The sequence below is a fragment of the Streptomyces sp. NBC_00726 genome, assembly GCF_045161735.1.
Taxonomy (GTDB): Bacteria; Actinomycetota; Actinomycetes; order Streptomycetales; family Streptomycetaceae; genus Streptomyces.
Map to the genome: position 1 here is coordinate 3,969,209 of NZ_CP108983.1, position 22,762 is coordinate 3,991,970.

General features: G+C 70.3%; 27 protein-coding genes and 1 pseudogene. 18 read left to right on the plus strand and 10 right to left on the minus strand.

The features are described 5' to 3' along the window. The first annotated feature begins 15 nt into the window (after positions 1–15). Together OG338_RS17775 and OG338_RS17780 are read left to right on the plus strand one after the other, a co-directional pair. On the plus strand, positions 16–255 hold the full coding sequence (locus OG338_RS17775) for a hypothetical protein (protein ID WP_405938268.1): 240 nt from the start codon (positions 16–18) through the stop codon (positions 253–255). Next, on the plus strand, positions 252–407 hold the full coding sequence (locus OG338_RS17780) for a hypothetical protein (protein WP_405938269.1): 156 nt from the start codon (positions 252–254) through the stop codon (positions 405–407). The genes OG338_RS17775 and OG338_RS17780 overlap by 4 nt, the downstream gene beginning before the upstream one ends. A gap of 34 nt (positions 408–441) precedes the next feature. On the opposite strand, the gene OG338_RS17785 is transcribed toward OG338_RS17780, so the two are convergent. Then, complete coding sequence (locus OG338_RS17785) at positions 442–1,008, minus strand: GIY-YIG nuclease family protein (RefSeq protein ID WP_405938270.1); 567 nt, start codon at positions 1,006–1,008, stop codon at positions 442–444. A 183-nt stretch (positions 1,009–1,191) separates the two neighbouring features. Between OG338_RS17785 and OG338_RS17790 the strand changes: the two genes are divergently transcribed. Next, entirely contained in the window at positions 1,192–1,602 is a 411-nt protein-coding gene (locus OG338_RS17790) for a VOC family protein (protein ID WP_405938271.1), read from the plus strand. 114 nt (positions 1,603–1,716) lie between these two features. On the opposite strand, the gene OG338_RS17795 is transcribed toward OG338_RS17790, so the two are convergent. Beyond that, a complete protein-coding gene (locus OG338_RS17795) occupies positions 1,717–2,379 on the minus strand; it encodes an HAD family hydrolase (protein WP_405938272.1) in 663 nt (220 codons plus the stop codon). 143 nt (positions 2,380–2,522) lie between these two features. On the opposite strand from OG338_RS17795, the gene OG338_RS17800 reads away from it, so the two are divergent. The 15 genes and pseudogenes from OG338_RS17800 (at position 2,523) to OG338_RS17870 (ending at position 13,340) form a co-directional block, all read left to right on the plus strand. Beyond that, complete coding sequence (locus tag OG338_RS17800; RefSeq protein WP_405938273.1) at positions 2,523–2,729, plus strand: hypothetical protein; 207 nt, start codon at positions 2,523–2,525, stop codon at positions 2,727–2,729. Next, positions 2,713–3,237, plus strand: coding sequence for a DUF6879 family protein (locus tag OG338_RS17805; protein ID WP_405938274.1), 525 nt, complete (start codon positions 2,713–2,715; stop codon positions 3,235–3,237). Before OG338_RS17800 ends, OG338_RS17805 begins: the two co-directional genes overlap by 17 nt. Beyond that, entirely contained in the window at positions 3,227–4,066 is an 840-nt protein-coding gene (locus tag OG338_RS17810; RefSeq protein WP_405938275.1) for a helix-turn-helix domain-containing protein, read from the plus strand. The genes OG338_RS17805 and OG338_RS17810 overlap by 11 nt, the downstream gene beginning before the upstream one ends. A gap of 131 nt (positions 4,067–4,197) precedes the next feature. Further along, the gene (gene tgmA, locus OG338_RS17815) at positions 4,198–4,434 is read left to right on the plus strand and encodes a putative ATP-grasp-modified RiPP (protein WP_405938276.1); all 237 of its coding nucleotides are present in this window, start codon (positions 4,198–4,200) and stop codon (positions 4,432–4,434) included. After that, the gene (gene tgmB / locus OG338_RS17820) at positions 4,434–5,396 is read left to right on the plus strand and encodes an ATP-grasp ribosomal peptide maturase (protein WP_405938277.1); all 963 of its coding nucleotides are present in this window, start codon (positions 4,434–4,436) and stop codon (positions 5,394–5,396) included. Before tgmA ends, tgmB begins: the two co-directional genes overlap by 1 nt. Next, complete coding sequence (gene tgmC / locus OG338_RS17825; protein ID WP_405938278.1) at positions 5,393–6,535, plus strand: ATP-grasp peptide maturase system methyltransferase; 1,143 nt, start codon at positions 5,393–5,395, stop codon at positions 6,533–6,535. Before tgmB ends, tgmC begins: the two co-directional genes overlap by 4 nt. Positions 6,536–6,645: 110 nt before the next feature. Then, complete coding sequence (locus OG338_RS17830) at positions 6,646–7,269, plus strand: hypothetical protein (RefSeq protein WP_405938279.1); 624 nt, start codon at positions 6,646–6,648, stop codon at positions 7,267–7,269. 67 nt (positions 7,270–7,336) lie between these two features. Next, positions 7,337–7,579, plus strand: coding sequence for a hypothetical protein (locus tag OG338_RS17835; protein WP_405938280.1), 243 nt, complete (start codon positions 7,337–7,339; stop codon positions 7,577–7,579). Then, positions 7,551–8,075 carry a DUF6879 family protein gene (locus OG338_RS17840; protein ID WP_405938281.1) on the plus strand — a complete coding sequence of 175 codons (525 nt, stop codon included), beginning with the start codon at positions 7,551–7,553 and terminating at the stop codon, positions 8,073–8,075. The genes OG338_RS17835 and OG338_RS17840 overlap by 29 nt, the downstream gene beginning before the upstream one ends. Before the next feature lie 15 nt (positions 8,076–8,090). Then, positions 8,091–8,939 (plus strand): helix-turn-helix domain-containing protein, encoded by an 849-nt coding sequence (locus OG338_RS17845; RefSeq protein WP_405938282.1) that lies wholly within the window; start codon positions 8,091–8,093, stop codon positions 8,937–8,939. A 119-nt stretch (positions 8,940–9,058) separates the two neighbouring features. Then, positions 9,059–10,528, plus strand: coding sequence for an ASCH domain-containing protein (locus tag OG338_RS17850; protein WP_405938283.1), 1,470 nt, complete (start codon positions 9,059–9,061; stop codon positions 10,526–10,528). Next, positions 10,521–10,964: a low molecular weight phosphatase family protein gene (locus tag OG338_RS17855; protein WP_405938284.1), complete on the plus strand. Its 444-nt coding sequence runs from the start codon at positions 10,521–10,523 to the stop codon at positions 10,962–10,964. The genes OG338_RS17850 and OG338_RS17855 overlap by 8 nt, the downstream gene beginning before the upstream one ends. Before the next feature lie 318 nt (positions 10,965–11,282). Beyond that, positions 11,283–12,362: an N-acetylmuramoyl-L-alanine amidase gene (locus OG338_RS17860; protein ID WP_405938285.1), complete on the plus strand. Its 1,080-nt coding sequence runs from the start codon at positions 11,283–11,285 to the stop codon at positions 12,360–12,362. A 75-nt stretch (positions 12,363–12,437) separates the two neighbouring features. After that, positions 12,438–12,695: pseudogene (locus tag OG338_RS17865) on the plus strand (peptidoglycan-binding domain-containing protein); the annotation flags it as partial. A gap of 21 nt (positions 12,696–12,716) precedes the next feature. Then, complete coding sequence (locus tag OG338_RS17870) at positions 12,717–13,340, plus strand: peptidoglycan-binding protein (protein WP_405940455.1); 624 nt, start codon at positions 12,717–12,719, stop codon at positions 13,338–13,340. A 46-nt stretch (positions 13,341–13,386) separates the two neighbouring features. On the opposite strand, the gene OG338_RS17875 is transcribed toward OG338_RS17870, so the two are convergent. The 8 genes from OG338_RS17875 to OG338_RS17910 all read right to left on the minus strand — a co-directional run bounded on the left by OG338_RS17875 (position 13,387) and on the right by OG338_RS17910 (position 22,728). Continuing rightward, entirely contained in the window at positions 13,387–13,845 is a 459-nt protein-coding gene (locus OG338_RS17875; RefSeq protein ID WP_405938286.1) for a VOC family protein, read from the minus strand. Between the two features lie 25 nt (positions 13,846–13,870). After that, positions 13,871–14,842 carry an EamA family transporter RarD gene (rarD, locus tag OG338_RS17880; protein ID WP_405938287.1) on the minus strand — a complete coding sequence of 324 codons (972 nt, stop codon included), beginning with the start codon at positions 14,840–14,842 and terminating at the stop codon, positions 13,871–13,873. A gap of 113 nt (positions 14,843–14,955) precedes the next feature. Beyond that, positions 14,956–15,816, minus strand: a complete 861-nt coding sequence (locus OG338_RS17885; protein WP_405938288.1) for an SDR family oxidoreductase — start codon at positions 15,814–15,816, stop codon at positions 14,956–14,958. Positions 15,817–15,962: 146 nt separating this feature from the next. Continuing rightward, positions 15,963–17,021, minus strand: coding sequence for a 2-oxoacid:ferredoxin oxidoreductase subunit beta (locus tag OG338_RS17890; protein ID WP_405938289.1), 1,059 nt, complete (start codon positions 17,019–17,021; stop codon positions 15,963–15,965). After that, complete coding sequence (locus OG338_RS17895) at positions 17,014–18,969, minus strand: 2-oxoacid:acceptor oxidoreductase subunit alpha (protein WP_405938290.1); 1,956 nt, start codon at positions 18,967–18,969, stop codon at positions 17,014–17,016. Before OG338_RS17895 ends, OG338_RS17890 begins: the two co-directional genes overlap by 8 nt. A gap of 241 nt (positions 18,970–19,210) precedes the next feature. Next, positions 19,211–19,870 carry a response regulator transcription factor gene (locus OG338_RS17900; protein ID WP_361024065.1) on the minus strand — a complete coding sequence of 220 codons (660 nt, stop codon included), beginning with the start codon at positions 19,868–19,870 and terminating at the stop codon, positions 19,211–19,213. A gap of 141 nt (positions 19,871–20,011) precedes the next feature. Next, positions 20,012–21,367 carry a sensor histidine kinase gene (locus tag OG338_RS17905; protein ID WP_405938291.1) on the minus strand — a complete coding sequence of 452 codons (1,356 nt, stop codon included), beginning with the start codon at positions 21,365–21,367 and terminating at the stop codon, positions 20,012–20,014. Between the two features lie 161 nt (positions 21,368–21,528). Further along, a complete protein-coding gene (locus OG338_RS17910; protein ID WP_405938292.1) occupies positions 21,529–22,728 on the minus strand; it encodes a sensor histidine kinase in 1,200 nt (399 codons plus the stop codon). Between the last annotated feature and the right edge of the window lie 34 nt (positions 22,729–22,762).

The window sequence follows — 22,762 nt, forward strand, 5'->3', positions numbered from 1 at the left end:
CGGAGAGGGACAGTCATGTCCGAAGAGGAGCAGGTTCCGGCCATCGGGGCGATCGTCGTGGACGTTGGGCGGTGGGATCAGCCGCTGGTGGGGGAGTTCCGAGGGGTCGCCGGCCCCTACTGGACGCTCCGGTCACCGAAGGGCGGGACCGAGTGGGAGGTCCGGCCGGAGCACACCCGGGAGGCGACCCCCACCGAACGGCTCGCGGCGCGGACCGCGAGGGAGAACGCGCGGAGCCGGGGCGAGGTCGCGTGAGCGCCCCGGCGGAGCCCGAACCGTGCCGCACGTGCCAGGAGTTCGACCTCGAAGAGGCCGTCGCCCGGAGCGAGCGGGACGGCAGCCGGGAGACGGACGCCCGGGTACTGCGCCGCCGCCACGTGGCCGCGGACCACGACGACCGTGCCTGAAGGCGCCCGAGTCGACGGACGGCCGGCCGCCCGGTCAGGCCGGCCGCCAGGCCCTCGCTTCGTCCGCCATCGCCGCGCGGGCGCTCTTCACGCGGGGGTCGGCCCGGCCGCCCGTCTTCGCGAGGTTGAGGGGCGGCCGGAGCGCGTGGAGGACGGCGGTCTCCGCCTCGTCGAGCACGGCGCCGGCCGGCCCGGTCCAGACGGAGAGCCGCAGCCTCGCGTGCATCCACTGCGTCAGCCGTTCGTCCCCGGCGCTCTCCAGCGAGTAGTTGGCGCTGCCATCGGGCCGGGCGACGTTACGCGGCACGGCCCGCAGCCCGAGCGGCTCCCGCAGCAGCGCCGCGAGCGTGCGGCGCAGGGTGGAGGAGCCGGTCCGGCCCGTCGCGAAGTGCGTACGCACATCGCGGCCGGCGAGGCTGCGTTCCGCCTTGCCCACATAGAGGGGCCGGCCGGCCGTACCGGCGGCGAGATCCCGGATCGCCGGCAGGTCCCCGTACACCGCGTAGAGCCCGGCCGCACCCGGGACCGCCGTGAGCGCTTCTTCCGCCGTGTGGCGGGGCCCGTCGGTCAGGGCGCCGAGGGCGGCGACCACTTCATCCATGGCGAGCACCCTAGAGACCCATGCGCACGGACGGGAAAGGGCCGCCGCATCCGTACCTTCGGTCCTGACTAGGACCAGCGCCCGATGGCACACGGCCGCGTGATCTCTAAGCTCACTGCCGTCCACGGCCCCGGACGCGCCCGCCGGCCATCGCCGGGCCCGTCCCCATCGGGAGGTACCACAATGCCGGCTGATTCCGCAGCTCACATCCGCTTCGCCCGGCCCTCGCGTGACCTCCGGGCGGCAGAGGACTTCTGGGTCTCGGGCCTCGGCCTCGGCGTCCTGTACCGGCATGCGGCGGACGGCACCCCGGGGCGAAGCTCACTGCTCATGGTCGGCTGGCCCAGCGCCGGCTGGCATCTGGAACTCGTCCACGATCCCGCGGCGCCCGTGGAGCCACGGCCGACCCCCGAAGACCTCCTGGTCGTCTACCTCGGCGAACCGGTGCCCGACTCCCTGGTGGAACGGCTTGAGCGGCACGGCGGGAAGCGGGTGCCGGCTCACAACCCGTACTGGGACACCTGGGGCGTGACGCTCCAGGACCCCGACGGCTATCTGCTGGTGCTGTCCACCCGTACCTGGTCCAACTCGTAGACGGAACAACGGCGCTGGACACCCGGCACGCATGCGGCGGGAAGGTGCTGCGTCCCCCGCCCCCCCTTTCCCGGGCGGACATCCGTGCCGCATGCCCAAGGTGGCGCGTGGCGGTCAACCGCGCGGGCCTGTTCGCATCTCCTTCGCGGGGGACGGGGCGACCTCGCCCACGAGCGGGGCGACGAGCCGGCGGAGGTCGGAGATGTCCCGGTAGAGCACAGCGGTCATCCCCGCCCGGCGGGCCGCCTCGACGTTCGCCCGGCTGTCGTCCACGAAGGCGCAGCGGTGCGCGGGGACGCCCGCCCGCGCGGCGGCGATCTCGTAAATCCCCGCATCGGGCTTCGCGATCCGGACGCGCGAGCTGTTGACCACGTCGTCGGCAAGGCCGGTGAGGCCGAGCCGGGCGAGGTCGTCGTCGAGCCAGACGGTGGCGTTGGTGACCAGGACGACCGGGACGCTGCGACGGACCCGGCCCAACAGCTCGACCACCTGCTGGTCCACCCGGGACGGCGTATGGGTGAAGGCCGCGGCGAGAGCGACCGCCTGCGGGCCGGGGACCCGGGCGGCCAGCGCCTCGGCTATGGACGCCGCCCACTCGTCCCGGCTGATCCGGCCCAGCAGCAACGGAAGATCCCGCTCGGGCGCGAACGCGATCTCCATCGTGGTACCGGGAGCGATCCCGGCGGCTTCCTCCTGGCGGGTCACCTCGTCCAGATCGAAGAAGCGGATGACGTTGTCCAGATCGCACAACAGGGCGTCGAACGCGAGGTCGCTCATGGTCGGCGATCATGCCAGAGTGCTTTCCGGCGCTTGTTACCCGACAACGCGAATATCGGCGCTGTCGCATGGACGGCCCGGGCCTCGTCTCCGTACCTTCGACTGCGGTGGCCCTGCCGGGGCCGTGGACCAGGGGGTTCGACGTGGCTCGTGAGGAACTGACCCGGCTCACCGGGAACGGCAACGGCGAGTGCGGAAAGGACGACTGCCCGAACGTCTACCGTACGGCCGACGGTTCGTTCGTCGTTCAGGGAACGGTCTCCGAGGCTTTCACCCCGCCGGGAGGCGAGGGAATCGTGGAGATCCCCGAGAGTGTGCTGAGGGAGGCCGTACGTGTTCTTGGCTGGTGAGGAATGGTCGGCGCGGTTCGAGGAGTTCCGGCGCGAAGCATGGCGGCTGGAGACGCTGCCCCAGTACCTCATGCCGCAGGAGGAGGCCGAGTTCGCGGCGTTCGGGGCCGGGGCGCGCGTGGACCCCCGCACGGTCGCGAACGAGTACACGGACCGGCTCCGCCGACAGGTCGCGGAGGGGCGCTCGCAGGGGCGCGTACACATCGTGGCCCGGCCGCTCTCCGACTACCTGCGGTTCGAGTTCTCCCAGTACTACGCGCCTCACGCGCTGGCGGGGGAGCAGATCAGGATTCTGGACGTGACCGGCCGGGCGAACCCGCTGGAGGGCGTTCAGGACTTCTGGCTCTTCGACCGGTCCGAAGTGGTCCTCATGAACTACGACCCGGACGGCCGGCAGATCAGCCGCGAAGTCCACGAAGGGGACCCGGCGCCGTTCATCGAGCACCAACGCGTCGCGCTGGCCGAGTCCGTACCGTTCGAGGAGTACGTGAAGGGCCTTGGCGCTTGAGCCCGCGAAGCTGGGGCGATCCAGGTCGGACCTGGCGGCACTGCTGAGAGATGAGCGCAAGCGAGCCGGGAAAACGCAGACCTGGCTCGCTCGCCGCTGCAACATGTCCCAGACCAAGGTCAGCAACATCGAGGGCGGAAGGCTCACGCCGACACCGCTCGACGTCGAACTGATGCTGGAAGCCCTCGCAGTGTCCGACTCGCTGTCGGCCGAGATCCTGGTTCTGGCCAGAAGGGCCAACACGGAATGGCGGGACCACTGGTCATCGCGCCGCAGGGGGCTGGACAAGAAGCAGAACGAGCTTGCCGGGCTGGAAGACGTTTCCCGGCAATTCAGATTCTTCCTGCTTTCCATGATCACAGGTCTGCTCGCCACGCCTGATTATGTGCGGGCAAGCATTGCCGATGTTCCCGGGGATCAGTCGAAGACCATTGCGAAGAAGCTGGAGCGGCAGCAGGTTCTGCACAACCCCGCGAAGTCCTTCACCTTCATTCTTACCGAGCAAGCGGCCAGATGGCCCTTGCTTCCACCGGCGGCCATGTCCGTGCAGTTGGACCGGCTGGTTTCTGTCTCCCGGATCCCTCAGGTGCGTCTCGGGGTGATTCCGCTGAACGGGCACGTACCCGAGAGACCACTGAGTACGTTCACGGTGTACGACCGCAGGCTGGCTACCGTGGAGACGGGCACCGGTGCGCTGCTCCTTCGGGATCACAGAGATGTCTCGGCCTATCTCGCGGAATTCGAGAATTACGAGCGGCACGCTGTCTTCGGTGATGAGTGCCGCGAACTCCTGTCCGAGTGGTCCGTGGCCTTTACCCGACAACGCTAATAAGTCTGGTGGGTAACGGGTGCGGTGCCTAACGTGATTCCCGTAGCCGGAAGCCGAATGTGCCGGCACTGTCGTAGATCGGAGGCGCAGCCCGGATGACGCAGACGACCGCACCATGGGGAACGCAACGAATGGGGCCGTACGCGGCCACCGCCGAGATTCCGGCGTACACGCCCGTAATCGATCCGGAAACACAGATCGCCGTCATCGTGGACGAGCGCGGACAGACGGTCGAGTTGGGCAACCACGGCACCAGCACGAGCGGCCTCACCCCGACCTCGACCAGTCCCGGAGACGGGTCCGGACCCGGGGGTGCGAGCGACTCGGACAGCACCGAGTCGTACGACCAGGACCAGAGTTCAGGCTGATGAGCGACGGCAGGTCGGTTCTGGTGCTGAGCAGCCCCCACGATGTGACGGCGGATGTGGTGCTGAGGCTTCTCGCGGAGCGAGGGGTGCCCGTGGCCCGTTTCGATCCGGGAGCCGACCTGCACACAGGCGCGGTGCTGACCGCCTCCTACCAGCGGGGCGGTCAGCGCGGCACCTTGCGTACGGCCACCCGGGAGATCGACACCACTGGGATTCGGTCCGTCTGGGTCCGAAGGCCCTCTCCTTACGAGGGACCTTCGGGCCTCAGAGGCCAGGACCGCCGTTTCGCCGCCGCGCAAGCGCTGTGGGGTGCGGGAGGAATTCTTGCGTCGCTGCCATGCGCGCAGTACATCAATCATCCTTGGCGCAACCGGGCCGCCGAGTCCAAGCCCGCACAGCTCGTGGCGGCCGAGCACTGCGGATTCCAGGTGCCCGCCACACTGATCACCAACGACCCTTGTGAGGCACGGAGGTTCGTGGCCGGTCAGGCCGGTGGTGTCGTCTACAAGCCGCTGTGGAACACGCCGTATCGCGTCGACGGCCGGCCGCACAGCGTGTGGGTCCGCCGGGTGGGCGCGGACGAGATCACCGATGCGGTGTCCGTCTGCCCGCACATGTTCCAGGAAGAAGTGGCCAAGGCGTTCGACGTGCGGGTGACCGCTGTGGGCGGTCGGCTCTTCGGGACCCGCATCGACAGTCCAGAGGTCGACTGGCGTTACCGGCAGGACCTGATGACATGCGCGTCGATCGATGTGCCCGCGGCGGTCGCCCGGGCGACCGCCGCATATCTGGCGGCGTTCGGCCTGGTCTACGGCGCTTTCGACTTCGCCGTCACTTCCGCGGGCGTCTGGCACTTCCTTGAGTGCAATCCGAATGGCCAATGGGCCTGGCAGCCGGTGGCAATCACTGCGGCGATCGCTCACGCCATCGCCGACCAACTGGAGAGGGGCCCCGAGTCGTGAGCACAGCAGCACAGCTCCGCGCAGCCATGGTGGACGGACTGGCCGAGGCCGGCGTCTTCGCCGGACCCGGGTGGAGGGCGGCCGCCGGTGCGGTGCCTCGTGAACTGTTCACCGGGTCCTACTTCAGGCCCGTGCCCGGCACCGCCCCGACCCGGTTCCGACCGGTCCGGCAGGAGGAGCCCGGGTGGCTGGAGGGGGTGTACGCGGATCAGACGCTGATCACCCAACTCGACGGCCGCATCAGGCCGGACGACGTGTCCGGGGAGGCAGTCCAGGGCTCGCCCTCGTCGTCTTCCACGTTGCCGTCGTTGGTGTTGCGCATGTGGCAGCGGCTAGGGGCCGAACCCGGGTACCGGGTGCTGGAGATCGGCACCGGGACCGGGTACTCGACCGCTCTCGGAGCCCATCGCCTCGGGGATGCCGCTGTCACGAGCATCGAGTACGACCCCGAGGTGGCCGCGTCCGCCGCGACGGCGCTCAAGGCCGCCGGATACGCACCTCGTCTGCTCATCGGGGACGGGCTGCGGGGCGCCCCGGACGGGGGGCCGTACAACCGGCTGATCGCCACCTGCTCGGTCCGGTACATCCCGCTGCCCTGGCTGCATCAGGTAGAGCCAGGCGGGAGAATTCTGGTCACGCTGTCCGGATGGAGTTATGCCAACGCCCTCGCGTTGCTCGAAGTGACCGGGCCGGGAGAGGCCGCCGGGCGGTTTCTGCCCGGCGGCACCAGCTTCATGATCGCCCGGCCGCACGACCGGCCGCCCCGTCCGACGCTGACGCTGCTGCCCGGGGACGAGCGCGCGAGCCGTATCGACCCAGCGAAGCTGGACGACTGGACCGGTGGTTGGATCGCCCAGCTCGCGGCGCCGTCGGCGGAGCGCCTGGGAGCGGGACCGGACCAGATCCTCTGGGACGTTGCCACCGGTTCGCAGGCCCGGACAGCGCCTGACTCCAGGGGTGGGTGGACCGTCGTGCAGCGAGGGCCCGTACGGCTGTGGGACCGGGTGGAGGAGGCGGTGCGAAAGTGGCAGGCCCTCGGTGAGCCCGGCCAGGAGGCGTTCCGCCTCACCGTCTCGGCCGCACGGCAGCGAGTGTGGCCGGCTGCCGACGAGGGCCTGGGGTGGGAGCTGCCAGTCTGAGCCGTGTCCGGCCCCTCTGGTGTACGAACACCGTCGCCGGGTAGGCGAGTTGGGTGGCGTCTGGGACGGGGGCGGGGATGGTTGCCGGGGTGGTCGCGCGGGTGCGGGGGGTGTTTCTGGAGCCTCGGCGGCCTCGGGCCCTGGGGGCGGTGCTCGGGCTCGGTGCGGGGGTCGCGATCGCAGGGGCCGGGGTCGGGTACGACGTGGCGCACAGCGCGCCCTTCTACTACGGGCTCGGCTGCTTCCTGGTCGACTTCGGCGCCATAGCCGTTCTGGTCACGCTCGGTATCCCCTCGGTGGCGCGCGCCGTGTCGTCGCTCCTGATCGGGATCCTCCTCGCCATCGGGGTCCAGAACGGGTTCCGCAGCGCGGTCCTGGACTCGCGGGGCGAGTGGGTGACGGCCACGGTCATCGAGGTGCGCCATCCGCATTCCACGTACACCAGTTCCGACAACCACAACTGCAAGCTCGAAGTGCAGGGGGACACCTTCTGGGTCCAGAACCTCGGGGAGTGCGGCCCGGCCACCCGCCCCGGAGACCGCTTCGAGGTCCTGCACGACCCCGAAGACCTGGTCGGCGTGGCAAGCGGCCACCCGCCGATCACCTTCGCGATCCTGATCCCGGGCACAGCCGCCGCCCTGCTCCTGCTGACCGTCCTGGGCGCCAGGGGCCTACGGGTGCGCACGGCGGAAACCCGGGCGGCCGCCCACCGCGTGGCTGACCGACGCCCTTGACGACACTGCGCCTCACCCTCAATCGTTTGTGGACCGACGCCGAGCACATAGTGAACCGGGGGCTGTCATGACGCTGCGATTCATTGCCAAGGACCCCAACACGGACGGGGCGAACTGCCCGACGGTTTGGGTGGACGAGGCCCGACAGGAGTTAGTGTTCCAGGGCTGGAAGACCGACGCCGATGTGCGGGCCGACTGCCTGAAGGCCGGCCCGATTCCGGAGACTGAGGAAGTCGTGCGGCTGCCCATGCGCATGGTGGCGGCAATTCGGGAGGCTTGTGATGTGGCGGACCGCTCCACCGTTCGGTGAACTGCTCGCAGGGTGTGAACGGTCCGCGGTGCACCTTGAGATGCGCGATCACTACGACGACCCGGACGAGGCCCCGCGTGTCGCCGCCTGGGAATCCGGGTTCCGTCCCGACCCCGCCGACCGTGCTTCCTGGTGGCGCCCCTGGCTCGACATGGTTGCGGAGACGGTCGCTCGCGGGGTGGAGATTCGCCGTGCACGCATCGTTTCGGAACCGGTCAGTCGCTACACCCGCTACCTCTACGACGGTACTTTCGCCAACATCGCGGCCGGCGAGCAGATCCGTTGGCTTCCTCGGAAGGCGGCGTCAGCGCTTGCGCTTCCCGGTAACGACTTCTGGCTCTTCGACGGAACTCTCGTTCGGTTCGGTTACTTCTCGGGTGAAGGCGCCTACTTGGGCGACGAGGTGACCGACCACTCTCCCGTGGCAGAGCTGTGCGCCACCGCTTTCGAGGCCGTATGGGACGCGGCGACACCCCACGACGCGTACAGGATCTGACGGCCGCAAGGAACCATGACCGCTTCCCCCTCATCGAGCGTTCAGGCCGCGCGTAAGGCTGTTGCGGAGCGCTTGAAGGAGATCCGTCGAGATGCGAATCTGACGGCGAAGGACGTTGCCGAGCGGACTGGTTGGTACAAATCGAAAGTCTCGCGGCTGGAGAATGCTGTCACACCTCCATCCGACGATGATGTCCGCGCGTGGTGTGCCGCCTGCGGTGCGGATGGGATGGCCTCTGACGTCATCGCGGCGTCCCGGCTGGCGGATCATGCCTATGTCGACTGGCGCAGATTGCAGCGGACGGGTTTGCGGAGGCTGCAAGAATCCTACGTTTCGCTGTTCGAGCAGACGCAATCGTTCCGCATTTACTGCTCGAACGTCGTGCCCGGCCTCCTCCAGACGGAAGGTTACGCTGCCGCCCTGCTGGGGTCGATCGCCGAATTCCGGCGCACTCCGAACGATGTGTCCGCTGCCGTGGCTGCCCGAATGCGGCGCTCTCGTATCGTTCGTGAGGGCGACCACAGATTTGCTTTGCTGGTCGAGGAATCGGTCCTGCGCCATCGCGTGGGTGGTGCGGAAGTGATGGCGGGGCAGCTCGATCATTTGTTGTCCGTCATGGCGATCCCTTCCGTGTCCCTCGGCATCATCCCCTTCACGGCTGATCGTGGAATGTGGATGATTGAGACATTCAGCATCTATGATCAGCGTCAAGCGCAGGTGGAGACACTGACGGCGCAAGTGAACGTCACCGCCCCTTCCGAGGTGGAGCAGTACGTCAAGGCGTTCAGGGAATTCGCGAGGATCGCTGTGTACGGCGCCCGTGCCCGTGACTTGATCACTTCTGCCGTGGACGCACTTTCCTGACTGCTGTGGAACTGCGTAGAACTGGCTGGCTCGCAGTGGCCTGCATTTCGTAGCGTGACGCCAACCGCACTGCCCGTGGTGGTACCCGACGGAACCACCGACCCGAGGGAGGGCACGCAATGACCACTTCGGTACCGGGGACGGACGGCCTCCGCTCCCCGAACACCGTGCTGGCAAATGCTGTCGACAGCACGCTGGACGTGCTCCGTCCGCGTATCCACGCCGAGAAACCGGACACGATACGGTTCACGGTCGGAACTCAGATCAACGGTCACCCGCACATCGGCACGCACCTGGTGCAGTCGCTAGCCTTCCTGATCGCGGAGCGGGCGCGTGACGACTACGGAATCGACGTGGACGTGGAGTTCCACGCGCTCGACAACGCCCCTGCCGCGACTGTGCGAGAGGCCACGAGCGGATACCGGTACCAGCGGACCTACCTTCACCAGCTCGGACCGGACGCGATTCGCGATGTAATCGCCGAGCACTACACACCGCTGTTCGCGGCGCTCTCGCTTCGGACGGGGGTCCGGTACACCCTGACGACCTACACCGAGCAGCAGAACAGCCCGGAGTTCCGTGCCGAGTTCATCCGCACACTGGAGCACCTGGACGACATCCGGTTCTGGCTCGACCCCTCGGCCGGCTCGGCGCACATTCGTCTTCCGTGCCCCGGATGCGGGTGGGCCGAGAAGTACGCGGAGCGGACGCGGCTGCTGGAACTCGACGACTCGGGCGCCCTGTTCGAGTCCGTCTGCCTGCACCACGGCCGTTACGAATCCGACGTGACGCCGCTGGGTGGTGGGTACGTGGACCTGTCCACGCTGTACCGGAACGTGGTCAAGGAGCGGTCCTACCGCCCCGATGGCACCCTGCGCGTGATGGTCAAGGGGGGCGACTGGGCGTTCGGCTGTTTGTTGGTGGATGGGGCACAGTCCGCCATTGGCTCTGCCGAGTCCGCTCCCGTGCGCGTCTTCACTCCCCAGATCCTCGGTCCTGACGGGGGCAAGCTCAGTAAGAGCCTGCTCCGTGAGGCCGAGACCGAGTCCGGCAGGAGCGCCCTGCTCGGGTGGCTTCTCAACCCTGCGCTGTGGCCAGGAGCCCCCGAGGACTATGTGGAGGCGTTGACCGGGTTCGGTGAGCTGCTGCTCTCCAGTCCCCGGCACTTCTTCCGGTCCTACACGACTACCGAGATGGAACGACTCATGAGCACCCGCCAGCCGACAACTCGCCGGTCCCGGACGCAGGGTTACCGACGCAACATGCAGATCTACAAGCAATACTTCGACCTGATCACCAGTGGAGAGAAGACCGTAGAAGTCCGCGTCGCATACGAGTCCATGAAGCGGGTCAAGGCGGGTGACCTGATCAACTTCACCTGCCGGGGCGAGAGCTGTCTGACCCGTGTGGTCCGCGTGGGGCAGTACCGGACGTTCACCGAGATGTTCGGCACCGAGGACGTGGGGGCCGTCAACCCGCACGCGACCGAGGAGGAGCAGCTTCGGGCGATCCGAGCCATCTTTCCGGCCGCCAAGGAGGCCCTTGGTGTGTTGGTGTTCGAGATCGAACGCGCGGAATCGGATGAGTGACCAGCGCCCTGGACGGGCCCTGGTCGTGTGCAAGGGGAACCACTGCCGCTCTCCGCTTGCCGCGCTGCTGATCGGTGTGCTGTCGGAAGGAAGGATCGAAGCCGCGTCCGCCGGGCTCCGCGACTGGCATGTGGGCATGCCCGCCCACCCCTTGATGGTCGCGGCGGCGACCGGGCTCGGCTACGACTTGACGGGGCATGAGGGGGCCGCACTGACGCCCGCGCTGGTCGAGTGGGCCGATGATCTGCTGGCCGTGGATGACGAGACCGCGCACGCGCTCGCCGAGCGGGCGCCGGGCCGCTCGGTGCATGTACTCGGAGGGGGAATCGCCGACCCCTTCGGGCAGGGGCGCGAAGCGTTCGTGGATGCCGCCCGCAGGATCGAGGAGGCCGCGCGGGCGTATGTGGCCGGCGCCGGAGCGGCGACCGGTCGGTGATGTCTGCGGAAAGGGCCTGGAAGCGGGGCCCGGCCCGCCGCCGCCCCGTCCCGCCGTCCCGGGCGACGGCCCCGCGTCAGCCCCGTAAACCCGCATCACCGCAGGTCACCGCATCCGCGCCCGCGTCCCACAGGTGTCCCGTGCCGACTCATCCGGCTCCCGGGACGGGAAGGCGTGGAGGGATGGGCTTCGGGCTTTCTAGGTTCATTGGCGTCGGCCCCGTCCGGGTCGTCGCACCCCTCAGGAGAGCCCCATCGCCCGGCATGAAGAGCACCTGCTCCGCCGTGCTGCCCACCCACTGACCTCGAAGGGCCTCGCATGACCGCGCTCGACCGATACCAGCCGTACCCGCGCCGCCGGGCCGTACTCACCGGAACGCTCGCGCTCGGCGCCGCCGCGCTGCTGCCGCTCGCCGTGCCGGGGCGGGCGCGGGCCGCGACGGGGCCCGTGATCTCCGACTGCGCGGCCTGGGGGGCGCGTCCGGCGAGCAGTCCGGTGAAGAGCCTGGCCACACCGCCGCAGAAGATCATCGTGCACCACACCGCGGACCCCAACTCCACGGACTACTCGCAGTCCCACGCCTTCGCGCTGGCCCGGTCGATGCAGGCGTACCAGATGGACACCGAGCACTGGATCGACACCGGCCAGCACTTCACGATCAGCCGGGGCGCTTACGTGATGGAGGGCCGGCACGGCAGTCTCGCCGCGCTCCAGGGCGGGGCGCGGCAGGTGGAGTCGGCGCACTGCACCGGGCAGAACACGGTGGCCATCGGCATCGAGAACGAGGGCACGTACACCACGGTCGACCCCCGGAGCGAGCAGTACGCCGCGCTGGTGGAGCTGTGCGCGCACATCTGCCGGCAGTACGGGCTGGCGGCCTACCAGATCTACGGGCACCGGGACTTCAACAGCACCGAGTGCCCCGGCGACCGGCTCTACGCCCTGCTGCCGCGGCTGCGCCAGGACGTGGCGGCCCGGATCGGCGGCGACCCGGCCCCGGCCGTGTGGCCCCTGCTCGCCACCGGGAACACCGGCGAGCGCGTCCGTACGCTCCAGCTCCTGCTGAACGGGCGCGGCGCCGCGCTCACGGCGGACGGCGACTACGGGCCCGCCACGCAGGCCGCGGTGCTCGCCTTTCAGCACACCATGCACGCGACCCCGGACGGCGTCGCGGGCCGCCAGACCTGGAACCAGCTCGCCGCGCCCGCCCGGCAGGGCGACTCCGGCGCGGCGGTGGAGGCGCTTCAGCGCCAGCTGGCCGCGCACGGCATCGCCACGGACGTCGACGGCGCCTTCGGACCCGGGACCGCGGCGAGCGTGGCCCGGTTCCAGACGACCCGGTCGCTGCCCGCGGACGGCGTCGTGGACGCCCGTACGTGGAGCCGGCTCGTCGCGTAGGGCTCGGGTAGGGCCTGATCCGAGGAAAAGCCCCAGCCCCAACTTTCCGTACCTCATCCCACAGGAGAAGAGTTCATGAGACGCGCAGCGTCCGTCATCACCGCGGTGTTCGCCGCCCTCCTCGCCACCCTGCTCGTCGTGCCGGCCGCCCAGGCCGCCGGCTGGCCCGTCGTGGACAGCGGCGACAAGGGCGCCGACGTCACGACCGTGCAGCACCTGCTGACCGCGCGCGGCTACAGCACCACCGCCGACGGGGACTTCGGCCCCGGCACCGTGAGCAGTGTCCGCAGCTTCCAGAGCGCCAACGGCCTGTCCGCCGACGGCGCGGTCGGCCCCGCCTCCTGGCCGAAACTGATCGTCACCGTCAGCAACGGCAGCAACGGCCCGGCCGTCAAGGCCCTTCAGGTCCAGCTCGACAAGTACGGCGCCGGGCTCGCCGTCGACGGGGCCTTCGGCGCCGGCACCGAGGCGAAGGTGCGCGCGTTCCAGCAGTCCAAGGGCCTGAGCCCGGTCGACGGCATCGTCGGCCCGGCCACCTGGGAGGCGCTGCTCTCCGGCTCCGGGTCCACCGGCGGCAGCGGCACCCTGACGCACGCCCAGGCCGCCGCCCGGTTCAACGCGGCCGGCATCGGCTGGGTCTCGTCCGGCAACTGCTCGGACCGCACCAGGAGCACCTGCACCTCCTTCGACGGGCTGCGCGCCACCACGGCCAACGGGGCCGTCGCGCTGAAGCAGGCGGTGGGCGGCTGCACGCTCACCATCACCGGCGGCACCGAGACCGGGCACGCCTCCGGCACGTACAGCCACGGCAACGGCTACAAGCTGGACTTCCAGCGGGTGGCCTGCCTGACCAGCCACATCACCGGCACCTTCACGCACACCGGCACCCGCAGCGACGGCGCCGCGCTCTACACCGCGCCGTCCGGCAACATCTACGCGGACGAGGGCAGCCACTGGGACGTGACCTTCGTCGGCTAGGAGCTGAGGGGGTGCCGGGCCACGGGGCCGGCACCCCCTTCCGCGCCTACTGCACGCAGAACTCGTTGCCCTCGGGGTCCGTGAGTACCGTCCACCGGCCCCCCGGCTCCTCCGCCTCGCGCGCCACCTTCGCGCCCAGCCCCACCACCCGCGCCACCTCGGCCTCGCGGCGCTCCGGGCCCGCGTGGAGGTCGAGGTGGAGGCGGTTCTTCACGGTCTTCGGCTCGGGGACGCGCTGGAAGAGCAGCCGGCGGCCGTGGCCGGTGCCGCTGTCCTCGTCGTACGGGTCGTCGGGGTGCCGGACCGCCGCCAGGTCGAGCCAGGCGCGCCGGCCGTGCGCGGTGGTGGTGAGTGCTTCCGGTACGGCCCCGAGGCCGAGGAGCCGTTCGATGAGGGGGCTGTTGTCCTCGATCTCGTAACCGAGGGCCTGGGACCAGAAGCCGGCCTGCGCGTGCGGGTCGGCGGCGTCGATGACGACTTTCCACTCAAGGGTCATGACCGGCATTCTGGCCCGGCGCCGGGGCTTTCGCTCAGGTCTGCGGCGACCGGGTCCGCTCCGCGCCCGCCGGTGCGGCCGTCGCCGTCGCGGCGAGCCGGGCCGCCTGTGTCCGGGCCCGGTTGCGACGGGCGGTCCGCAGCGCGTCCCAGGTGAGGACGATCAGCGCCGCCCACACCAGGCCGAACCCGGCCCACCGCTCCGGCGGCATCTCCTCGTGAAAGTAGGCGACGCCCAGCAGGAACTGGGCGATCGGGGTCATGTACTGGAGCAGCCCGATGGTCGAGAGCGGGATGCGGATCGCGGCGGCCCCGAAGAGGATCAGCGGCACCGCCGTGACCACGCCGGTCGAGGCGAGGAGCGCGGTGTGCCCGGCGCCCTCGGAGGTCAGGGTCGAGGTGCCCTGCGCGCCCAGCCAGATGAGATAGCCGAGCGCGGGCAGGAAGAGCACGGCGCTCTCCACGGTGAGCGATTCCAGGCCGCCCATGTCGACCTTCTTCTTGACGAGGCCGTACGTCGCGAAGGAGAACGCCAGGATCAGCGAGATCCAGGGCGGCTTCCCGTAACCGATGGCGAGCACGAGGACCGCCACGACGCCGGTGGCGACCGCCGCCCACTGCGCCGGGCGCAGCCGCTCGCCCAGGAGCAGGACGCCCATGGCGATGGTGACCAGCGGGTTGATGAAGTAGCCGAGGGACGCCTCGACCACATGGCCGCTGTTCACGGCCCAGATGTACAGGCCCCAGTTGACGGTGATCGTGGAGGCGGCGACGCAGAGCATCCCCAGCTTGCGCGGCTGCCGCAGCAGCGGGCCGATCCAGGACCACCGGCGCAGGACCAGCAGCAGGACCGCCACCACACCGAGCGACCACACCATGCGGTGGGCCAGGATCTCGACCGCCCCGGCCGGCTTCAGCAGCGGCCAGTACAGCGGGACCGCGCCCCACATCCCGTACGCGGCGAGGCCGGAGAGGAGTCCGGCCCGCTGGTCATTCGTCCCCTGCACGGGCCCTCCTGGTGGCGGCTGTCGTTCGATCGTCAACCACATGAAGGTAGCGCCGCCGGGGCCCGGTGTCATGCCCGTATCGTCAGACGGTCATGACACCGGAGGCGTACGGGTCAGAGCGCCGCGACCGCGGCGGCGACGGTGTCGGCCACCGGGGTGGTCGGGCGGCCGGCCAGGCGGGCCAGATCGCCGCTGGTGCCGGCCAGCCGGCCGCGCCGGACGGCCTGGTCCACGTCGACCAGGATCGCCGCGAAGCCCTCGGGCAGCCCGGCGCCGGCCAGGATCTCCTGGTGGACGGCGGCCGGGACGTCGTTGTGGACGATCTCCCTGCCGGTGGCCTTCGCGACCACGGCCGCGTAGTCGGCGTAGGACAGCGCGGTGTCGCCGCTCAGCTCGTACGCGCGGTTCAGGTGGCCCTCGCCGGTCAGGACGGCGGCGGCCGCGGCCGCGTAGTCGTCGCGGGAGGCGTAGGCGATCCGGCCCTCGCCCGCGCTGGCGACGACCGCGCCGTGCGCCAGGACCGGGGCCAGGTTCTCGGTCTGGTTCTCCGTGTACCAGCCGTTGCGCAGGAAGGTGTACGGCAGGCCGGAGTCCAGGATCAGCCGCTCGGTCGCCCGGTGCTCGTCGGCCAGCGTGAAGTCGGCCTCCGGCCCGCCGAGAATCCCGGTGTACGCGAGCTGGGCGACGCCCGCCGCCCTGGCCGCGTCGATGACCGCCGCGTGCTGGGGGACGCGGCTGCCGACCTGGTTGCCGGAGATGAGGAGGACCCGGTCGCCGGCGCGGAAGGCGTCCGCCAGGGTCTCGGGGCGGTCGTAGTCGGCGATGCGCAGCTCGACGCCCCGGGCGGCGAGGGCGGCGGCCTTCTCCTTGTCGCGGACCACGGCGGCGACCTCGGCGGCGGGGACGGTGGCCAGCAGGTGGTCCACGACGAGCCGGCCGAGTGCTCCGGTGGCTCCGGTGACGACGATGCTCATGGGGGGTATCTCCTCGTTCGGGCGCTTCGTTCTCACACCACCTTATGGAATGCGCTAACTAAAAGAAAGTGTACGAGGTGTGACCTACGCGAAAGCGCGCCGGTCCCGCCCGTGAGGGCAGGTCCGGCGCGCTCCGGCGTAAGACGTCAGCCGACCACGGTCCAGTGGTCGTTCCCGGCGAGCAGCGCCGCCAGGTCGCCCTTGCCGTGCCGCTCCACGGCCGTGTCCAGCTGCTCGGCCATCGTCGTGTCGTACACCGGCCGCTCCACGCTGCGCAGCACCCCGATCGGGGTGTGGTGCAGCGTGTCCGCGTCGGCGAGCCGGGACAGCGCGAACGCCGTCGTGGGGCTCGGCGCGTGCGCGTCGTGGACGAGGATCTGCGACTTGTTGTCCTCGGTGACCGCGACGACCTTGAGGTCACCGGTCAGCGAGTCCCGTACGACACCCTTCGAACCCTCCGCGCCGAAGACGATCGGCTGCCCGTGCTCCAGGCGGATCACCGCCTCCTGCGCCTGGTCCTTGTCCTTCAGGATCTCGAACGCGCCGTCGTTGAAGATGTTGCAGTTCTGGTAGATCTCCACCAGCGCCGTGCCCGGGTGGTCGGCGGCGGCCCGCAGCACGCTCGTGAGGTGCTTGCGGTCCGAGTCGACGGTCCGGGCCACGAACGACGCCTCCGCGCCGATCGCCAGCGACACCGGGTTGAACGGGGCGTCCAGCGAGCCCATCGGCGTCGACTTGGTGATCTTGCCCAGCTCGGAGGTGGGGGAGTACTGGCCCTTGGTCAGCCCGTAGATCCGGTTGTTGAACAGCAGGATCTTGAGGTTCACATTGCGGCGCAGGGCGTGGATCAGGTGGTTGCCGCCGATGGACAGCGCGTCGCCGTCACCCGTGACGACCCAGACCGACAGGTCGCGCCGCGAGGTGGCCAGGCCGGTCGCGATGGACGGGGCGCGGCCGTGGATCGAGTGCATCCCGTACGTGTTCATGTAGTACGGGAAGCGGGAGGAGCAGCCGATGCCGGAGATGAAGACGATGTTCTCCTTCGCCAGACCGAGGTCGGGCATGAAGCCCTGCACGGCGGCGAGGACCGCGTAGTCGCCGCAGCCGGGGCACCAGCGCACCTCCTGGTCCGACTTGAAGTCCTTCATGGACTGCTTCGCCTCGGCCTTGGGCACCAGCTGGAGCAGTTCGTTCACCTCAGGCATCGATGGCCTCCTCAAGAGCTGCCGCGAGCTGCTCGGCCTTGAACGGCATGCCGTTGACCTGGTTGTAACTGTGCGCGTCCACCAGGTACTTGGCGCGGATGAGCGTGGCCAGCTGACCGAGGTTCATCTCGGGGACGACCACCTTGTCGTAACGCTTCAGGACCTCGCCCAGATTCCGCGGGAACGGATTGATGTGGCGCAGATGGGCCTGGGCGATGGAGCGCCCCGAGGAGCGCAGCCGGCGCACCGCCGCGGTGATCGGGCCGTACGTCGAACCCCAGCCGAGCACCAGGGTCCGGGCCTCGGCGGGGTCGTCGACCTCCAGGTCCGGGACCTCGATGCCGTCCACCTTGGCCTGGCGGGTGCGGACCATGAAGTCGTGGTTGGCGGGGTCGTACGAGATGTTGCCGGTGCCGTCCTGCTTCTCGATGCCGCCGATGCGGTGTTCGAGACCGGGCGTGCCCGGGACCGCCCACGGGCGCGCCAGCGTCTGCGGGTCGCGCTTGTACGGCCAGAACACCTCGGTGCCGTCGGCCAGTTCGTGATTCGGGCCGCCCGCGAACTGGATGCGCAGATCGGGCAGCTGGTCGGGCTCCGGGATGCGCCAGGGCTCGGAGCCGTTGGCCAGATAGCCGTCGGAGAGCAGGAAGACCGGAGTGCGGTAGGTCAGGGCGATCCGGGCCGCGTCCAGCGCCGCGTCGAAGCAGTCGGCCGGGGTGCGCGGGGCCACGATCGGGACCGGGGCCTCGCCGTTGCGCCCGTACATCGCCTGGAGCAGGTCCGCCTGCTCGGTCTTGGTGGGCAGCCCGGTCGACGGGCCGCCGCGCTGGATGTCCACGATGAGCAGCGGCAGTTCCAGCGAGACCGCGAGCCCGATGGTCTCCGACTTCAGCGCCACCCCGGGCCCGGAGGTCGTCGTCACGGCGAGCGAACCGCCGAACGCGGCACCCAGCGCGGCCCCGATGCCCGCGATCTCGTCCTCGGCCTGGAAGGTGCGCACGCCGAAGTTCTTGTGCCGGCTCAGCTCGTGCAGGATGTCCGAGGCCGGTGTGATCGGGTACGAGCCGAGGTAGACCGGCAGGTCCGCCTGGCGGCCCGCGGCGATCAGGCCGTAGGACAGGGCGAGGTTCCCCGAGATGTTCCGGTACGTGCCCGCGGGGAACGCCTGCGCGGCCGGCGCCACCTCGTAGCTGACGGCGAAGTCCTCCGTCGTCTCACCGAAATTCCACCCGGCCCGGTACGCGGCCACGTTCGCCTCGGCGATCTGCGGCTTCTTGGCGAACTTCGCCCGCAGGAACGCCTCGGTGCCCTCGGTCGGCCGGTGGTACATCCAGGACAGCAGCCCGAGCGCGAACATGTTCTTGGAACGCTCGGCCTCCTTGCGGGAGAGCCCGAATTCCTTCAGCGCCTCGATCGTGAGCGTGGTCAGCGGCACCGGATGGACGTTGTACGCCTCCAGCGAGCCGTCCTCCAGCGGGTTGGTCTCGTACCCCACCTTCGCCATCGGCCGTTTCGTGAACTCGTCGGTGTTCACGATGATTTCGGCCCCGCGCGGCACATCCGCGATGTTCGCCCTCAGCGCCGCCGGGTTCATCGCGACCAGCACGTTCGGCGCGTCGCCCGGGGTCAGGATGTCGTGGTCGGCGAAGTGGAGCTGGAACGAAGAAACCCCCGGCAGGGTGCCTGCGGGGGCGCGGATCTCGGCGGGGAAGTTCGGCAGCGTGGAGAGGTCGTTCCCGAAGGACGCCGTCTCCGAGGTGAACCGGTCACCTGTGAGCTGCATGCCGTCACCCGAGTCGCCCGCGAAGCGGATGATGACCCGGTCCAGACGACGGACTTCTTTCTCGCCGCTTCCCGCGGCTGCGGACTGGGGGGCGCGCTGTCCCCCTACGAGCGCCTCGCCGGCCTCATCGGCCTGCTCGGCTGGGCTACTGACCTGGCTGGTCACTTACTGGACCTCCCTCGGCACGGTGGCTCGGAACCGTCCGGCCCGCCGGAGGTCCCCCGCCCACCCTACGTCCGTAAGGGTCGCCTTCCTCCGGCAGATCACATGATGGACGGCAATTTGAGACGCGATTCGGCACGTTCGCGTATGGCATGCGGGGACCTTTCCGGTACCGCCCGGCCATGATCCATCAGCCGCCCGGCTCCCCTGGCCGGGCGCGCCGGGCCAGGGGAGCCGGAGCCCGTCAGGAGTTCAGATACGTGAGTACGGCCAGCACCCGGCGGTGGTCGCCCTCGCTCGGGGCCAGGCCCAGCTTCTGGAAGATGTTGCTGACGTGCTTCTCGACCGCCCCGTCGCTCACCACCAGCTGCTTGGCCACCGCGGAGTTCGTACGCCCCTCCGCCATCAGGCCCAGCACCTCGCGCTCACGCGGCGTCAGCCCGGCCAGCACGTCCTGCTTCCGGCTGCGGCCCAGCAGCTGCGCCACCACCTCCGGGTCCAGCGCCGTACCGCCCTGCGCCACCCGGACCACCGCGTCCACGAACTCCCGGACCTCGGCGACCCGGTCCTTCAGCAGATACCCGACGCCCCGGCTGGACCCGGCCAGCAGCTCGGTGGCGTACTGCTCCTCCACGTACTGCGACAGGACCAGCACCCCGATCCCCGGGTACTCCCGGCGCAGCCGCACCGCGGCCCGCACGCCCTCGTCGGTGTGAGTCGGGGGCATCCGCACATCCGCGACCACCACATCCGGCAGCGCGTCCTGCCCCGCGAGGTCGCCGATCGTCTTGATCAGCGCCTCCGCGTCCCCGACGCCCGCGACGACGTCATGCCCGAGATCGGTCAGCAACCGGGTCAGTCCCTCCCGGAGCAGTACCGAATCCTCGGCGATGACCACGCGCACCCTGTCCTCCACGACGCTGTTTCCCCCACTGCTGCTCGCTCGCCGGCACGGCCCGTACGCCGTCCAGCATCCCAGTAACGGCAGTGACGTCGCGAGCGTTCGCGGGGTTGACCCGATAAGTGCCGTGCCGGGGGCCTGCGGTCAGCCGCGCCAGGGCAGCTCCGCGGTGACCTTCGTCGGGCCGCCCGCCGGCGAGTCGACGACCAGGACCCCGTCGACGGCGTCCAGCCGCTCGGTGAGCCCGGCGAGCCCGCTGCCCGACGCCGGGTCGGCGCCGCCGCGGCCGTCGTCGGTCACCTGGAGGAGGAGGCGGTCCTCGGTGCGCCACACGTCGACCGAGGCGCGGGTGGCGCCGGAGTGCTTGCTGATGTTCTGGAGGAGTTCGGAGACGGTGAAGTACGCGATGCCCTCGATGGCCTGCGCGGGGCGGGACGGGAGGTCCACCTCCACGGTGACGGGCACGGTGCAGCGCGAGGCGACGGCGGAGAGGGCGGCGTCCAGGCCGCGGTCGGTGAGGACGGCGGGGTGGATGCCCCGGGCGAGGTCGCGCAGCTCCTGGAGGGCGACCTTCACCTCGCCGTGCGCCTCGTCCACCATCCGCGCCGCCGCCTCCGGGTCGTCCGTCAGCTTTTCCTTGGCCAGGCCCAGGTCCATGGCGAGGGCGACCAGCCGGGCCTGCGCCCCGTCGTGCAGGTCCCGTTCGATGCGACGCAGGTCCGCGGCGGCGGTGTCCACGACGACCCCCCGGTCGGACTCCAGCTCCGTGACGCGCTCGGCCAGCCGGGACGGGCTCAGCAGCCCCGCCACCATCAGCCGGTCGACGGTCGCCAGGCCCCGGATCACCCAGGGGGTGACGAGGACGATGCCCAGGCCGAGCCCGGCGGTCAGCGCGAGATCGACGCCCGAGTCGAGATAGATCTCGTGCTGGTCGTCCCCGTACAGCTGGATGCCCGCGACGCCGGCGTGCGCGGGCACGAACCAGTGCCACAGCGGGTAGGTGAGGGCCGCCCAGCCCCACAGCTGGAGCGGCAGCGCGACGCAGAACGCGAAGACCGCCCACGGGAAGTGCAGCAGCGTGTACAGCAGGTGCCGCCAGGACACCCCGCTCTTCAGGACCGCGCCGATCCAGGACATCAGCCCGCGCTTGCGGCCGCGCACCGGCGCCGGATCGGCCACGTCCACCCGCAGCAGCGCCCGCGCCCGGGTCCGCTCCAGCATCCCGAAGCCCCGGCACAGGACCAGGCCCGCTGCGAGCACCGGGATGCCGAGGAAGGTGACGAGGAGCCCGGCGCTCAGCGAGAACATGGTGATCGCGAAGGTGAAGAGCACGATGCTGATCGGCAGGCTCAGCAGCAGATAGCAGAACTCGCGCCAGGTCCTGGCCTCCAGCGGCGCCCGCAGCGCGGCAGGCAGGACGTGCCGCCGCGCGGGACCGTCCCCGAGACCGCTGCCCGACCGCTGAGGGTCCCGTGTGTCCGGTCCGTATGCCGTGGCCATGGGGTTCCGTCCGTTTCTTCCGCGTCCGTGAAGGTGCGTGCGTCTGTGAATGCGCGTGCGTCTGTGGAGGTGCGTGCGTTCTGTACTTCTAGGGTGCTGGGTCGTGCGCCGTCGCACCATGAGGGCGGTATCCGTCTCGGACCGGGGGTTTTCCCCACCCCTTACGCGCTGCGCGCCCCGGGCGCGCTCTTCTCCGCGCCCCGGTCGCGCCACGGCAGCTCCGCCGTGACGGTCGTCGGGCCGCCGGCGGGCGATTCGAGTACGAAGACCCCGTCCACGGCGTCCAGCCGCTCGGCGAGCCCCGCCATGCCCGTACCGCCGTCCATCGAGGCCCCGCCCCGGCCGTCGTCGCCGACCTGGATCAGCAGCCGGTCGCCCGTACGCCACACGTCGACGGACGCCGTACGGGCCCCGCTGTGCTTGCTGACGTTCTGGAGGAGTTCGGAGACGGTGAAGTACGCGATGCCCTCGATGGCCTGCGCCGGGCGCCCCGGAAGATCCACCCGTACGGTGACGGGCACGGTGCAGCGCGAAGCGACGGCGGAGAGGGCGGCGTCCAGGCCGCGGTCGGTGAGGACGGCGGGGTGGATGCCCCGGGCGAGGTCGCGCAGCTCCTGGAGGGCGACCTTCACCTCGCCGTGCGCCTCGTCCACCATCCGCGCGGCCGCCTCCGGGTCGTCCGTCAGCTTCTCCTTGGCCAGGCCGAGGCCCATCGCGAGGGCGACCAGCCGGGCCTGCGCCCCGTCGTGCAGGTCCCGTTCGATGCGACGCAGGTCCGCGGCGGCCGTGTCGACCACCACGCCCCGGTCCGACTCCAGCTCCGCGATGCGGCGTTCCAGGTCGTCGGAGGGGGACAGCAGCCCGCGCACCATGGCCCGGTCCGCGTTGCCCATCAGCCGCGCCGCATAGGGGAGCGCCGGCCACACGATGAGGCAGACGAGCGTCACGGCGAAGGTGAGGATGCCCCACGGCAGCCGTACGAACGAGTACAGGGCCGCCCGCCAGGCGACCGGGTCGCGCAGGCTGGTCCACAGCCACACGAAGAACCCGTCGTCCTGGCGGCCCCGGGCCGGCGGGCTCGGCTCCTCGACCGCGACCCCCAGCAGCTTGCGGGCGCGGGCGCGCTCGGCGCGGCCGATCAGCCGGGACCCCTGGAGTCCGGCGGCCAGCAGCGGCAGACCGATGACGGTGACCGCGAGGCCCACGCCGATCGCGATCATCAACACTGTGTAAACAAATCCGACGATCGCCATCGGCAGGTTGGAAAGAAGGTGCGCGACCTCCTTCCACGTCCACCGGCCGAAGGCGAAGCGGACGGGGGGCGGCCCGTCGTGGGCGGGCACCTGGGGGCTCATGGTCATACGACAAGCCTGCCGGGCGCGCGGGGCGGATGCC